The organism is Deinococcus marmoris (assembly GCF_001949125.1).
GTDB lineage: Bacteria > Deinococcota > Deinococci > Deinococcales > Deinococcaceae > Deinococcus > Deinococcus marmoris_A.
Genome location: NZ_MSTI01000052.1, coordinates 1 through 14,110 on the forward strand (window position 1 = coordinate 1; position 14,110 = coordinate 14,110).

General features: G+C 61.1%; 16 protein-coding genes. 10 read left to right on the forward strand and 6 right to left on the reverse strand.

The genetic code is table 11. The features are described 5' to 3' along the window. A partial coding sequence (locus BOO71_RS07705; protein ID WP_083653206.1) for a transposase occupies nt 1-447 on the forward strand: 447 nt, incomplete at its 5' end. Nucleotides 448-875: 428 nt separating this feature from the next. Here the strand turns inward: BOO71_RS07705 and BOO71_RS07710 are convergent. Next, nucleotides 876-1,565, reverse strand: coding sequence for a TetR/AcrR family transcriptional regulator (locus BOO71_RS07710; RefSeq protein ID WP_075831369.1), 690 nt, complete (start codon nt 1,563-1,565; stop codon nt 876-878). Between the two features lie 133 nt (nt 1,566-1,698). Here BOO71_RS07710 and BOO71_RS07715 point away from each other — a divergent pair, with 133 nt between their 5' ends. Together BOO71_RS07715 and BOO71_RS07720 are read left to right on the forward strand one after the other, a co-directional pair. After that, entirely contained in the window at nt 1,699-2,454 is a 756-nt protein-coding gene (locus BOO71_RS07715) for an NAD(P)-dependent oxidoreductase (RefSeq protein ID WP_083653207.1), read from the forward strand. Further along, complete coding sequence (locus tag BOO71_RS07720) at nt 2,451-3,206, forward strand: DUF4386 domain-containing protein (protein ID WP_083653210.1); 756 nt, start codon at nt 2,451-2,453, stop codon at nt 3,204-3,206. Before BOO71_RS07715 ends, BOO71_RS07720 begins: the two co-directional genes overlap by 4 nt. Before the next feature lie 970 nt (nt 3,207-4,176). Here the strand turns inward: BOO71_RS07720 and BOO71_RS07725 are convergent. After that, nucleotides 4,177-4,650 carry a MarR family winged helix-turn-helix transcriptional regulator gene (locus BOO71_RS07725; RefSeq protein ID WP_083653211.1) on the reverse strand — a complete coding sequence of 158 codons (474 nt, stop codon included), beginning with the start codon at nt 4,648-4,650 and terminating at the stop codon, nt 4,177-4,179. Between the two features lie 176 nt (nt 4,651-4,826). On the opposite strand from BOO71_RS07725, the gene BOO71_RS07730 reads away from it, so the two are divergent. The 5 genes from BOO71_RS07730 (at nt 4,827) to BOO71_RS07750 (ending at nt 8,703) form a co-directional block, all read left to right on the forward strand. Continuing rightward, on the forward strand, nt 4,827-5,732 hold the full coding sequence (locus BOO71_RS07730) for an NmrA family NAD(P)-binding protein (protein WP_075831371.1): 906 nt from the start codon (nt 4,827-4,829) through the stop codon (nt 5,730-5,732). 89 nt (nt 5,733-5,821) lie between these two features. After that, nucleotides 5,822-6,352: a cupin domain-containing protein gene (locus BOO71_RS07735; RefSeq protein ID WP_075831372.1), complete on the forward strand. Its 531-nt coding sequence runs from the start codon at nt 5,822-5,824 to the stop codon at nt 6,350-6,352. A gap of 81 nt (nt 6,353-6,433) precedes the next feature. Beyond that, nucleotides 6,434-7,333, forward strand: coding sequence for an NmrA family NAD(P)-binding protein (locus BOO71_RS07740; protein ID WP_075831373.1), 900 nt, complete (start codon nt 6,434-6,436; stop codon nt 7,331-7,333). 49 nt (nt 7,334-7,382) lie between these two features. Continuing rightward, nucleotides 7,383-7,841, forward strand: a complete 459-nt coding sequence (locus BOO71_RS07745; RefSeq protein WP_075831374.1) for a (4Fe-4S)-binding protein — start codon at nt 7,383-7,385, stop codon at nt 7,839-7,841. 127 nt (nt 7,842-7,968) lie between these two features. Continuing rightward, a complete protein-coding gene (locus BOO71_RS07750) occupies nt 7,969-8,703 on the forward strand; it encodes an SDR family NAD(P)-dependent oxidoreductase (protein ID WP_075831375.1) in 735 nt (244 codons plus the stop codon). 63 nt (nt 8,704-8,766) lie between these two features. On the opposite strand, the gene BOO71_RS07755 is transcribed toward BOO71_RS07750, so the two are convergent. Together BOO71_RS07755 and BOO71_RS07760 are read right to left on the reverse strand one after the other, a co-directional pair. Continuing rightward, nucleotides 8,767-9,456 (reverse strand): TMEM175 family protein, encoded by a 690-nt coding sequence (locus BOO71_RS07755; protein ID WP_175607393.1) that lies wholly within the window; start codon nt 9,454-9,456, stop codon nt 8,767-8,769. A 368-nt stretch (nt 9,457-9,824) separates the two neighbouring features. After that, nucleotides 9,825-10,637 (reverse strand): alpha/beta fold hydrolase, encoded by an 813-nt coding sequence (locus BOO71_RS07760; protein ID WP_075831377.1) that lies wholly within the window; start codon nt 10,635-10,637, stop codon nt 9,825-9,827. Between the two features lie 122 nt (nt 10,638-10,759). On the opposite strand from BOO71_RS07760, the gene BOO71_RS07765 reads away from it, so the two are divergent. Next, on the forward strand, nt 10,760-11,254 hold the full coding sequence (locus BOO71_RS07765; RefSeq protein ID WP_075831378.1) for a MarR family winged helix-turn-helix transcriptional regulator: 495 nt from the start codon (nt 10,760-10,762) through the stop codon (nt 11,252-11,254). 480 nt (nt 11,255-11,734) lie between these two features. On the opposite strand, the gene BOO71_RS07770 is transcribed toward BOO71_RS07765, so the two are convergent. After that, nucleotides 11,735-12,739: a ketopantoate reductase family protein gene (locus BOO71_RS07770; RefSeq protein ID WP_075831379.1), complete on the reverse strand. Its 1,005-nt coding sequence runs from the start codon at nt 12,737-12,739 to the stop codon at nt 11,735-11,737. Between the two features lie 182 nt (nt 12,740-12,921). On the opposite strand from BOO71_RS07770, the gene BOO71_RS07775 reads away from it, so the two are divergent. Then, complete coding sequence (locus BOO71_RS07775; RefSeq protein ID WP_075831380.1) at nt 12,922-13,578, forward strand: TetR/AcrR family transcriptional regulator; 657 nt, start codon at nt 12,922-12,924, stop codon at nt 13,576-13,578. Between the two features lie 34 nt (nt 13,579-13,612). Here the strand turns inward: BOO71_RS07775 and BOO71_RS26845 are convergent. Continuing rightward, on the reverse strand, nt 13,613-14,110 hold a 498-nt coding region (locus tag BOO71_RS26845), incomplete at its 5' end, for a transposase (protein ID WP_217694862.1).

Below are 14,110 nucleotides of genomic sequence, written 5' to 3' on the forward strand. Positions count from 1 at the left end.
CCAGCCATCCGTCCTGTTCAGCCACGTTACGAGTGGCTCTATCTCTACGCCTTCGTCTGTCCCGAATCTGGAGCCAGTCAGTTCTGGCTCGTTCCAGAGGTCACCAAACAGGCTTACCAGCTCGTCGTTGCCGCGTTTGCGGCCAGTCTTGGCGCGGGTCCAGATCATCATGTGTTGCTGGTCGAAGATGGCGCGGGCTTCCATGTCCCTCCTGTGGAGGGACATCCCCCAGGCATTGAAACCATCACGCTCCCGCCCTATTCACCAGAACTGCAACCCGTGGAACGGGCGTGGAATTTGACCGACAGACCACTTGCGAACCGCTGTTTTGATTCTCTAGATGAGCTTCAGGATGTGCTGGGCCGCCAATGTGCTTGGCTTGAAACTCAGCCTGACCTGATCACCCAACACACCTTATTTCACTGGTGGCCGCTCTGCACAAATTAATCGGAATCCGTATGATACGGATTCCGTTTGTTTCGTGCATGAATCGGAACAGCGCCGATCCCTCCACTGCACGCCCGGAACCCGTTTTTCTCCTGCTCGCTCTCGTCATGAACAGACGCCCATGAGGACGCTCTTCCTCCCGCTCGGATTTTCAGGTGTTTTCAACATTTTCTAATCGGAGTCCGTATCAGACGGCAAAACTTGACCTCTCATCCGAGTTGGACAAGATTTTGGCCTTCGTCAGGTTGAACCCGCGTAGGTTCTGGGCCTGCCCCGCAAAATCGGGTCATCCTTAACCCCCATGCTGTGTCGGGGGGGCAGACGGAGAATATCTCTGTCAGCCGCCAATCAGACTCCAGAGCTGGATGTCTTGGGGCCAGAGAGGTCGAGAAATCAAGCCGATAAGCCACCCGAGTACGGGCGTCATCTCACTGCGGGGCTTGGTGACCAAGGGCCAGTTCCAGACCATCCAGTATCAGGTTCAGCCCAAATTCAAACTCACTGGCATACAAGTAGCCCGGCTTCAGGGCATGTTCTGTCATGAACTCCTGGAGAAACGGGTATTCCCCGGCAGGTGAACTCTGCAAGATGGTCTCAGCCACCGCCCCCACCTCCTGTTCAGTCTTGATGGGCAGATTCAGTTCCTGAAGGACAAACCCGTAAATGTAACTGTCCAGTGCCGAATAGGCGTGGGCGGCCAGGGCAATGGAGAATCCGGCCCGGCGAAGAATTCCGATCACGGCGTCGTGGTGGCGTAGGGTCGCCGGGCCGGGATGACTGCGCGACTCCAGAACGCCCAAGGCCCAGCCGTGTTGCCGCAGGGCCTGACGGACCGAGAACGCGCGCTGGCGCATAGCGGCCTTCCAGGGAGTTCTGGTGGCGGACATCTCGATCTCGCCGAACACCTGGTCCACCATGCCGTCCAGAAGCTGATCTTTATTGGCGACATGGTGATACAGCGACATCGCCTGAACCCCGAGCTGCTCTGCCAAATTGCGCATGGTGAGTGAGGAGATGCCGCCCTCATCGGCCAGCAGGAGCGCCCCGCGTAGGACCTCTTCTCGGCTGAGGGGCTGGCGGCGCGTGTCACGCGTGGCATGGGGGGGGGATGTGGACATGCTTCCTCCAGTGTGAACACCTAAGCTGCGCTGTCAACTTGACAGGCTTACATTGTAAGTCTTAACTTACATAGTAAGTCTAGCAGCACCGGATGGCGGTGCTGGGGCGTTCGATTCCTACAGCGAGGTGCCTGTGAATCAGACCATTCCATCCAGCAACATTTTCTCTGCCGAAAAGTCGGCGGCAGAACCAAAGCGGGTCTGCGTTGTCGGCGCTTCCGGCAAGCTCGGGCAGTACATGGTGCAGCACGCGCTGGACCGGGGGTATGAGGTGGTGGGTGTATGCCGTCCGCAGAGTGTGGTAAAACTGGCACGCTTCGGTGACCGCCTCCAGATTGTGCCCGGTTCAACCAACGATCCCGATGTGATCCAGAAAGCGGTAACTGGCTGCGGCGGCGTGCTGACGGTGTTGGCCCCCTGGGGCGCGCAGCAGTACTCGTCTGGAACGGCACGGGCCGTGCTGAAATACGCCCGTCCAGATGCGCGCCTGGTGTTCTCGTGTGGCTGGCACATCACGCGCGACGGTCAGGATGTCTACCCCCTGGGCCTGCGGGTCTTTGTTAAGGTGTTCGGCTGGCTAGGCCGGCTCACCCGTCTCGCCGAACTCGACGATCAGGTGGAGGCGTGTAGGCAGATCTTTGCCAGCCGCACCCGCTGGACGGTGGTGCGGGGCAGCGACCTGGAGGAAGGCGAGAGCCAGGGGCTGCCCGTCTGGAGTCAGCACGTCGGTGACGCCATGCTGGTAAGCAACCGCACGCGGCGCACGGATTTTGCCCTGTTTATGGTGCAGGCCCTAGGCGACGAGGTGCTGATCCATCAGGCCCCGGCGATTGTGGGCCGCTTGAGTCCGTCGGCGCTGAGTTACGTCGGGGCGGTGGCGAACGCATGACCACCACGGATTCCTGTGGTGTGCAGGCTAATGTCACCGTTCAGTACGTTCATCTTGATTCGCTCAAGCGCCTGGTGCGGACCACCGGGTTGCTCTATCTGTTGCTGGCCGTCCTGGGCATGTTCTCGCCGCTGGTGCTTGAGGCGCTGGTGGTGCCCGACGACCCGGCCACCACCGCCAGGCGCATTCAGGATTCACGCGAATTGTTCATGGGCAGCTTGCTGGGCTGGATCGTGATCGTCGTGGCGGACATTGCCCTATCGGTCACGCTCTACCTGCTGTTCAAGCCGATCAGCCGGGCGCTCTCGCTGGTATCATCGGCCCTGAGATTGACCTATTCCGCCGTGCTGGCAGTCTTCCTGTTGCCGCTGTATCAGGCCGCCGCGCTGCTGGGCCAAGCCGGACGCGTGTCAGGTCAGGAGGCCGCGACACTTGAACTTGCGGCCCAGACCGCCCTGGAGACATTCAGCGCCAGTTTCCTCCTCGCCCTGGTATTTTTTGGCCTTCATCTCCTGTTTTTGGGTGCGCTGCTGTACCGTTCTGGATATTTTCCTCGTTTCCTGGGTGTCCTGCTCATGTTTGGGGGGCTGGGGTACATCCTTGACAGCCTGGCCAGGCTGCTGATGGTGGACTTCGGTGGGTTACCTGGCGGACTTCTTCTTGCGCCCGCTGTGGCAGGTGAACTGGGCCTGACCGCCTGGCTGCTGTTTAGGGGCATCCAGACTTCTTCCCAGGTCCCTATCGGGCAGTGAGGACGGACAGCCACTGCAGAAAAGCCTCATAGAGCATTTGTCTCAAAATTTGTCATGTCGAGCAAAGCCGAGTTATCTTCTCGACGGCTGATACGGGTTCCGTTTGTTTCGTGCAGGAATCGGAACAGCGCCGATCCCTCCACTCCACGCCCGGAACCCGTTTTTCTCCTGCTCGCTCCGCGCGGATTACGGGTGTTTTCAACACCCTCTAATCGGAGTCCGTATTATGCAGGTGCAACTCCTGAGCTTTACCAACCAGCGCTGGAGCTGAGCGTGTCCAGTTGCGGTTTTGAGGACCTCACGCGTGAGGTCCTGCCCTGCGGTACTCTGAACGGGACAGACAGCCAAAGTTGCCTTGCTGACATCAATTCCCAACATCTGGCACGCTCCTTTCCGGGAACGACACACGCATGGATCACGCTTGTATACAGGCTCTTTGGGCTTCAGATTCCGTTCGATCTGTGGGTGTGGTGGGCAAGGGGACGCAATTTCCGCTTCAGGTTTCTTGACCTGGCGAGTAGGGGGCGTTTACCTAAGCCCGCTCCCAGCAACCATCGTTGTGGGCGTCAGGTTTTCCTGAACGCCCACAACATAGAAGCGAGAATAAGAAGAATAGGTTCCGGGCGTGGGGTTGGCAAACTGAGGTTCTCCCAGTTTGTTAACGAAACAAGCGGAATCCGTATGAGACTTCAGGCGGGTACTTTGGGCAGGGTAAAGCCGAACGTGGCCCCCACGTATGAGGGGCGCGACTAGCGGAGGAACAAGAATCCATCCTTGGCACCCAGATCACAATGCTATACGAGCAATTCCTTTGCGTGTTGGATCAGACCGGGATGTTCAGGGCAGTGGAAGGCGGGCTGGAGCGGCTTGGCACCCAGCAGCGTTGAGCCGAGGCATCGGATCAGAGGATGGAATCCCCTTGCCATGCTCGAAAGGTCACCGGGTTCTCTGCTCCAAAGTTCCTCTCTGCTCAGCCTGCTCTGTTTGTCACGAGCAGCCGCCGAAGTAACTCCATAAGCTGAGTCTGCTCCTGGGCGGACAACAGGCCCGTCACGTCCCGCTCAGCCTGCCGAACCTGGGGAAGTGTCTGATCTAAAAGGGCGGCTCCCGTTTCCGTCAGCACCACGCTGTGTTTGCGCCGATCTGACGGGTCAGGATCACGGCGCACGAAGGCCCGTTTCTCCAGCAGATCGACAGTCCGCATCACGCTGGTACGGTCCAGGCCCACCCGCATGCTCAGTTCGATCTGCGCCTGCGGCCCCTCGGCCTGAAGCAGCAGCAGCAGACCGTATTGCGGCACCGTCAGCCCGTGGTGCAGGGTCACCTGCGCCACCTGGGCATTGAGTCGCTCGGCGACTCTGTTGACCACGAAGCCCAGGTGGTTCAGGAATTCAGCCGGGATGGTGGGGACTTCCAACACCTCTACTTTGGCACGCTTAGTCATGACTGTAATCTGTCACACTTGAGATCATCACGTATGTGATTATAATTGCCATATCAGGAAGTCCGCACGGCGGCCCCTGAGCCGGGTCTGCGCTCGTCATCGGCCCATTCTCGCACCCTCGGCGTTAGACCCAGCTTCCCCGCCCCCACTCTTTTCAGTTCCTCAAGGAGTTCACCATGACCCAGCACATTCTTCTCGTCGGTGCCACCGGCATGTTCGGCGGCCGCATCGCCCACCACCTGCTCCAGCAGCCTGACGCCCATATCCGCTTGATGATCCGCGCCGCCGAGAGTGGGGCCAAGCAGGACGCTGTCCGCGCTCTTGTTGAGGCCGGTGCCGAAGTGGTGGAGGGTGACCTGACCGATCAGGCGTCGCTTGACCGGGCCACCACGGGCATCGACACCATCATCTCTGCCGTTCAGGGCGGCCCTGACGTGATCATCGACGGTCAGGTGGCGCTGGCCCAGAGCGGGGCGCGCAACGGCGTGCGCCGCATCCTGCCCTCCGACTACGGCCTAGACCTGTTCGAGGCCACGCCCGGCGAACACCTGATGTTCGATCTGCGCCGGATGGCCGATGCGCAGATCGTGGCCACAGGCATCGAGCAGATTAATGTCCTGCAAGGGGCCTTTATGGAGATGTTCGCTCCCAAAGCGGGCACCTTCGATTACGAGGCCGGAACAGTCAACTACTGGGGCGACGGCAATCAAATCATCGACGCCACCAGCGTGGAGGACACCGCCCGGATGGTGGCCCAGATCGCCACCGATCCCAGTGTGCACGCTGGCAAGTTTGCCTTCGCCGGGGACCGCATCTCGATCCTGGACGCCGCGAAGGTGATTGAGGGGCAGACTGGACGCACGTTCACGCGCCACTCGATGGGTTCAGAGGCCGAGCTGCGCGCCGCCCACGCACAAGCTCTCAAGGACACCAGCAATCCGTTCAGCTCGGTCATGCTGGCCTATCAGCTCTACATGCTCACCGGCCAGACCAACCTCAGTGATCTCCAGAATGACCGCTACCCGGACGTGAAGCTCGAAACGTTTGCCCAGTTCGCGAAGCGGGCGCTCCCTCACGCCTAGACCGCTTAACGTCAATGGACTGAGAAGAAGGTGGCCGGGCAATGCTCCGCTCGCAGCGCTAGGCCCACGCACTTGAGGAGGAAACCGACATGACCGAACCCACCCAGACCCACCTGACACCGATGCCCGGCGCTGAAGGCTTTAACCACAGCGTCGGAACTGCCCCCGCCTACTGGTGGATGGACATCCTGTGGATCGTGCTGGCCGACGCCAACGACACGGGGGGCCGCTTCTCCCTGATGGAAGAACTGCTTCCCAAAGGCTCCGGGCCAGGGCCGCACACGCACACCTGGTCTGACGAGACGTATTACATGCTCGACGGCGAAGTCACCTTTCTGGTGGGCGACGAGATCATCGTGGCCCGCAAGGGGGACTATCTGACAGTGCCGCGCGACACCCGCCACGCCTTCCGGGTGGACAGCGAGACCGCCCGCTTCCTGAACGGTTACACGCCTGCCAGTCTGGAAGCTGCTGTCACTGAGCTGGCAATGCCTGCCCCTGAGCGTGTTCTCCCACTCAAGGGCCTCGCCCCGATGCCGCAAATGACCCCGGAACAACTGCGGCGCTACGGAATGGCCGTGGTGCCTGGCCCCAATCCACTGCGCCCTGACAGCCACTGAATTCAGCACCGACGTAGAGTGGAGACTCGGTTTCCTCTCTACCTCAGTTTCAATACGCACCCTCAATCAAGGAAGTGAAGTATGACCTCCACCATCATTCTCGCCGGAGCGGCGGGCGATCTCGGCACCCGCATTGCCAGAGCCTTGGTGGCGCGCGGCGCGTCCGTGCGGGCGCTGATTCGCCCGAATACCTCGGCGGCAGACCGCACCCACCTGACCGCACTGGGCCTGACGTTGGCCGAGGCCGATCCGGCGAACGTGGACGCGCTGGCCGCCGCCATGCAGGGTGCCTCGTGCGTCATCTCCGCCCTCAACGGCCTGTACGACGTGATCGTGGAGCGCCAGAGCGTGCTGCTCGACGCCGCCGTCAGGGCGGGCGTGCCGCGCTTTATTCCCTCGGACTACTCCGAGGATTTCACCAAAACCACGCGGGGCGACAACCGCAACCTGGACCTGCGACGCGAGTTCATGGGCCGGGCGGACCGCGCCTCTATCGGGGTGACCACCATTCTCAATGGGGCGTTCATGGACATGCTGGGCAATGAAATGCCCATCATTCAGCCCAGGATCCACCGGGTGCTGTACTGGGTCAGTGCCGATCAGCCGATGGACTTCACCACCAAAGATGACGTGGCCGCTTATGTGGCCGCCGCTGCTCTGGACGACACCACGCCGCGCATCCTGCGGATCGCGGGCGACACCCTGAGCGCGCGCGAGCTGGCCGGGGTCATGAGCGAGGTCACGGGAGAGCCGTACCAGACGTTGCACGCGGGCAACCTGGGTGTGCTAGGCGTGATGATCGGGGTGGCGAAGCGGGTTGCGCCGCAGCCGGGCGATCCTTTCCCGGCGTGGCAGGGCATGCAGTACATGCGCGACATGTTCAGCGGCAAGGGCAAGTTGACGGCGCTGAACAATGACCGCTACCCGGACCTGACCTGGACCTCAGTACGCGAGCAGTTGACACAGCACCGCCCGGATTAAGAGAAGACGAGGCTGCACATAGCGGGCATTCAAGCAACTGAGGAGACCCATGACCGATTCCGACGTTCCCGCCCACTGGGGCCGCGCTTACACGGCTCCCGACATCACCGTGTATTTCGATCTGCACCGCTGCATTCACTTCGCGGCCTGTATTCGTGGTCTGCCCCAGGTGTTTGATCCCAAGGTCCATCCCTGGGTCCAGGCCGACGCCGCGCCTGCGGGGGCGGTGGCGGAGGTGGTGCGGCGCTGCCCCACCGGCGCGCTTCATTACACGTTGACCGCTGGCCCGGAAGAAGCGCCAGCCGCCCACACCACCGTCGCCGCCGTTCAGGATGGACCGCTGTTCGTGCAGGGAGACCTGAGCCTGACCACGGCTTCTGGCACCATCAATGAGACCCGCGCCGCCCTGTGCCGCTGTGGAGGCACGCAGAACCCTCCTTACTGCGACGGCAGCCACCGTCAGATTGGCTTCCAGGCCGAGGGGATCAAGCCGCAAGATCAGGAGTGAATCAAGCCTCCACACAGAGGCGATACAGCCGGTTTAGCACAGGTTCAACAGAGCAACCCCAATACCGTGCGGGCTATTTAAAGGTGTCTGCGGTCTTTCAATGTTCACTCAACCCAGGAGAGCCACGATGGATGATTTCAAAGGAAAGGTGGCGCTGGTCACCGGGGCCAACAAGGGCCTGGGCAAACAACTCGTCCGCAGGCTACTGGACCACGGCTGGACGGTGTATCTGGGCAGCCGTGATTTGGCGCGGGGCAAGGCTGCTGTAGACGAGCTTCAGGGGCCAGGCCGCGATGTCCGGCTGCTGGTGCTTGACGTGACCGACGGGGAGAGTGTCACGCAGGCAGTCAGTCATATTGAGCAAGGCAGCGGCCTCCTCGATCTGCTGGTCAACAATGCAGGAATTAGTGTGGGCGGACATCACCCATCTCAGACCGATATAGAAGACGTGCGGGCTGTGTTTGAGACCAACTTCTTCGGCCCCTTCCGGCTGAGCCAGGCCATGCTGCCCCTGTTGCGGAAATCAGAGACCCCCAGCATCATCAACGTCTCCTCAGACCTCGGCTCAATGGGCCTGATCGGCTACCCAGACGGCGCACACGCCCGAACCCAACTCTTTGCGTACCAATCGTCCAAGGTGGCCCAGAACGGCCTTACTGTGTTGCTCGCCAAAGATCTGTACGCGGAGGGTATCCGTGTCAACGCGGTCAATCCGGGCTTCACCGCCACCGACATCACGGGTTTCCGGGGAGACCGGACGGTGGAAGTTGCGGTTGAAGAATCACTCCTCAAGTACGCGCTCCAGGGCAAAGATGGCCCCACAGGCGGCTTCTTCACCGGGCGTGGCAGCCTGCCCTGGTAAGCATTGCGGCCTGCCTGGTAAGCATTGCGGCCTGCCTGGTCAACGTCACGAATGCCTCTCGTCTCAACGCTGCGCTCGCCTGCCTGCGTCGGGAAGCGACCACCACAGCCAGACGCATGCCACCAGCAACAACGCGCCTATCGGCGTTACGAATGCCAGGATCACTGCCCCGCCGCACAGGGCCAGGCCCACACCCGCACCCAAGGACGCAAGGCGCAGGTTGGGACTCGCCTCGGTGAAGTGGCGCTGACTGACTTGATAAAGCCGCAGGTACATCAGGCTGGTCAGCGCATTGACGCCCGCATAGATCGCCACCGCCACCGGAGCGCCTGGATGCGTCAGATGTTCGGCGACCAGAGCGGTGGTAAACGGTAACAGCACGATGCTCAGCAAAAATAGCCCGTTGGTCCAGACCAGTGCGGGCCGGATGTCCTGAACCTGCTGAAGCATCATGTGGTGTCCGATCCAGGCGGCGTAAATCGTGCCGAAACTCAGCAGCAGGGCGAAGTAGGAGGGCCAGCCTTCCAGCAGGGCCTGCCACAACCGCAGGGGCGTTGAGGCGGTTTCCACTGGGGGAACGCGGAGTTCAAGCGCCAGCAGGGTAATGGCGATGGCGAACACACCGTCACTAAAAGCCTCCAGTCGGCCCGGATGTTTGAAGAAAGACGGAGGTGATGTCTCCAGTTTGCTCTGGACCTTTTCGCCGTCGGCCCCAGAGGAGAGCTGGTGGGAACGCTGCTGTGGTCTATTCACTCTGGCCTCCAATGCCTCTGGCTCTTCCATCATCCAGTCGGCTCTCAGCCTCCTACGCCACCCGATGTGCGGCACAGCGTACCCAGCGTTTCAGGATTTGCAAGATACTCGCGGCTTGACACTGCACCCGATGGGTTTGCGCGCAGTTGCCGCAGCTTACTGGGCTGTCCAACGTCTTGCGCTGCGGCCTATGCGTCCACCGTACTGGAGCTGCTCAATTCCTCAGTGCCGGTTAAGGCAACACAACCGAGTCGGCCAGTTTTGCATCACTCTTGATGGCTGGGCTGTTGGAAGCATTGCCGAGACGTTGATGAATCGGCTGGGCCATCACCGCTGGGGAGCGTAGGGCGGCACCTGGGGCCGCGCCGTCATGACAACGGTGCTGGACGCGCGTCCGCAAAATCCCACAGCAGGGGAAGCAATCGCTCCGGGGATTCGATCTGCGGCAGATGCCCAGTACGTTCCATCAGGACGAACTGCGCGCCGGGAATGGCCTCGGCATACGCCTGTCCATTCTGTGGGGCGGTGATGCGGTCGGCGTCACCCCACACGACGAGCGTGGGCAGCGTGATGGCGGGCAGCCGGGCGAGCAAATCGAGGTCCACCATAGACGGCTCACCGCCATACACCGCCAGGGCGGCGCGGTTGCCCGCCATCATTCGCTGCGCTTCGGGACTCAACTGCGTGGGATCGATGCGGAAGGCGGCGGGCTGAGCGTAACTGTATTCGGCAATTTGTGGGAAGCTGAGGTTGAAAAAGTCAGCGATGGGGTGTCCGGGCACCTCCACGCCGACCGCGTCGATGAGGACGAGGCTGACCACGCTTTTGGGATGCAGCAGGGCAAGTTCTGCGGCAATCCATCCACCGATAGAATTGCCGACAACGGTGACACCTGTCAGGTTCAGCGCGCCAAGCAGGGCCGCGTACAACGCCCCAAGCTGGCGCATGTTGGTGAGCGTGACTGGACGTTTGGTGCCTTGGAAGCCGGGATGCGTCGGCGTGTAGACGCGAGCGGAACGCTCAGCGGCCAGCCGGTCGGCAAAGCCCGCAACAGACATGAGACCTGCGCCGCCGTGCAGGAGCAAGATCGGGCGGCCCTCGCCGCGAACGCTGACCTGAACGGACACGGGGCCAAGATCGGGGACTTCGACGCTTACGGTGGTGTGTTCAGTTTCGGGCATGGTGGGTCTCCTTGGGGGTTGAGATGGGGCCAAACAGCAGGCTCTGAAGTCCTGCAATCGCCAATATCTAAGTAACCTTATATCAGGAAGCTGATCAAAGCAACCTGCGCTAAAGTAGCCGCATGGCTTCTGAAGAGGACGTGACGCACATGATCAAGCGGGTGCAACACCGCCATCACCGGGCCTTCACTACCGCGCTGGCTGACCTCGGCATCTCGCTGGTGCAGTGGGACACGCTGCGTCACCTCCACCGACACAAAGGCGCGTCCCTGCACGACCTCGCCCAACTGACCTTTCAGACGGACCAGGCCTTTGGAACACTTGCCGCTCGTATGGTGGAACGCGGGCTGATTCAGCGCGTTTCGGGACCGGGAAGGGCCGTCCGCCACACCATCACGGCCAAGGGGGAGGCCATCCGGGCCGTAGGCGAACGCCGAGTGCGCGACACGACCCGGCATTCCCTGTCACGCCTGAGCGGCGATGAACTTGGTCAGCTCGCCGAACTGCTGGCCACCATCCTGGGCACCCCACTCCACCAGGAGGCCGCCCAAGACCGAAAGGTGGGTGATGAGGTCCATGTGAGTGGGGATGACCCACTCTTGGGACCCTTACGTTGATTTCCCGTAGCTTGGCAGGCTGCGGAGCCTCCCGGCTGACTGATATGGATTCCGCTTAATTACCGTATAGAGGCCACCAGTGGAACAGGGTGTGTTGGGTGAGGAGATCGGGTTGTCGGCGGCACTGTGGCGAAAAATGATGGCTGAATAGAATTTAGCGATGCTCCAGTCTGCGCTTTTTATTCGGAGTCCGTATGATACGGATTCCGTTTATTTCATGTAGGAATCGGGACAGCGCCAATTCCTACACTCCACGTCCGGCACCCGTTTCTCTCCTTCTCACTCCGCTCAGATTACGGGTGTTTTCAACACTCTCTAATCGGAGTCCGTATGAGATCAAGAAGATGTGACGCGACGATCAGAGGAATTTGTCCGTCAAGTCGCTCTCTGACAGATATGGGCTTCACGGGTGAATGGGCCTGGTTCATTGAGGCGTTCACCAAACGAGATTAAGCCTCGCAGACCGCATTCAGCGAGTGGTCAGAGCATGCCGCCAGCGTTCTCAACAGAATCAAGCTGGGCCACGAACGCTTCGAGGCGCGGAACAGCCACCCCAAGGCGCTGTGCCTCGGCCAGCACGTCCAAGGCGATGGGCCGGACTTCCCGCTCCAGATCGCCCTCGCCCACCAGGGCCGTCTCAATGACGGCCTGCGCGGGTGCGATCAGGCGGGGGGCCAGGTTGAGAATCCGGGCCGCAACTGGAAGCGGCAGGCTGAACACGCCGACGTCCGCGAGATGCTGCTTCACATCCACGCCGCGCGCCGCCAGAAGCGGCACCAGTTCCCGGACGTTGAGGACCCCCTCACGCAAATGCGCGTCCGACGCCATCAACTTTGCAAATGACCCCGCCCTGTAAGCCTGAGGCAACAGCGCGGCATTGATCAGGAAGTGAAACCACAGCCATCCCTGAAAGTCGTACTGGCGCTGAATGCCGAACCCGCTGCTGCGGAACAGCTCGCGCACCGCCTGCTCACGGCGAGTCGGGGCATGTTCAGAACTTGCTTTGGCCCTGGGGCCGAATTGACCAATCATGACGTTTTTCAGCAACCCCCCAGCCAGGACACCATCCGGCCTGAAGCCGCCCCCCGCCCGGGGAAAGCCCCACACCAGTTGTTTGGCAGGCAGGGCGGACACTGCTGCCTGCGGGTCCGTCCACAGGTTATTGAACAGCAGCACCGTCGCGTCCCCGACACGCCCGTTGAGAAAGGCCATGACCTCGGCGAATCGGTAATGTTGAACGCTCACGACAATCAGGTCATAGGTGTGGTTCAGGGGAAGGTCTTGCACAAACCGGGGTGTCATGGTGTCGTGTACCCTGACACCATGCATCCTGGTCCGGGCGTCGAGAATATCGAGGGTCACGCTTGAGCCGTAGAGCGAGGCTCGGCCCGGCCTGACGTAATACTCCACGGTGTGTCCCGCTTTCGTGAGCGCCCAGCCGTATAGGATACTTATGACCCCACGCCCGATCATCAGAATCTTCATGGTGCTCCTTTGGGCGTGCGGCAGAAAAGGGCCTGTGGAGCGCGCCATCTGCCCACAGCGCCGCTGCTGCCCACATCCAACAGCCTCCCCATCTCGTGGTATAAGCGGAGAATGACTCCAGATCAATATACGGAGACTCCCTCCGTTTGTCAATCTGAACCATCTCTTCAACGGATGGGGATATGACCAGCGACAAGGCCGCTGGCAGTGGAGCTTTACCCGAAGCGCCCAAGGCACTGCGGGCCGATGCCAGACGCAACCGGGAATTGCTGCTGGTCACGGCGCGGACCCTATTCGCTGAGGGTCAGGGTGAACTGCGCCTCGATGAGGTTGCCCGGCGGGCAGGCGTGGGGACCGGGACGCTGTACCGCCATTTTGAGAGCCGTGAAGCCCTTATCGAAGCGGTATACCGCCAGGAAATTGAGCGCCTGTGCGCCTCAGCGGACGCGCTGCTGACCACAAAGCCCGCCGATCAGGCCCTGGCCGCATTTCTGGGACATCTGGTCGACTACGCCGCTGACAATCGAGGACTCGCCACCGCGCTCAGCACCAGTCTGAGTGGCTCGCCTTCCACCGAAGCGCACAGCCTGAGCGAACCGGGACCGTTGTTGCAGGCCCTGACACGGCTGCTGGAGGCGGGCGCTCTCCAAAAGTGCCTGCGGGCCGATGTCGATCCGGTCACCGTGATGGTGGTGATGGGCAGTCTCTGCGCGGCCCAGGATCATCCGGGCTGGAAACCGCAGGCACAGGCAGTAGTCTCGCTGTTGCTAGACGGGCTGCGCGTTCAGCCGCAGGCTGGTTCCGTATTCTTGGCGACTGGGACGGAAAGTGGGGTTTGATAGGCGCTGACACAATGATCTATCCCTGCGCTGCTCAGTACCCGACAGTTTCTGCTCCCATGGTCTGGTGCGGCATCCAGAGTTGAATCAGATCAAGCAGTTCATCTCCCGAAGCCCCGACTTGACGGGAAGACGCCCGGACGAGCGACCGGAGGCCCAGGGTCACAACACTCCATGCGCGCCGTCCGTGTTTTTTGAGTGTCATATGTTGGTTGATGCCGGCCAGGACGCTCCAGACATAGGCCAGGGTCAGCAAACAGAGCAGCCGCGTCACATGACCGGGAAGCGTCATGTGGGTGTTTTCCAACTGGAACCCCTTCGTTTTCAGTGCCCGGAACAGGCATTCGATCTTCCAACGCTGGCGGTATCCCTTCAGAATGTGCTGGCCCTTGGTGGCATTGCTTGCCACGATCAGGGGTTCCCCCTGATCTGTCCGCGTTAGAACCACGTTCATCGGCAAGCCGTAGACCACTGCATTGTCGATCAGCATGGCTTTTTCATCGGGTTGGAGTCCCTCCAGCCACTCGCCCGC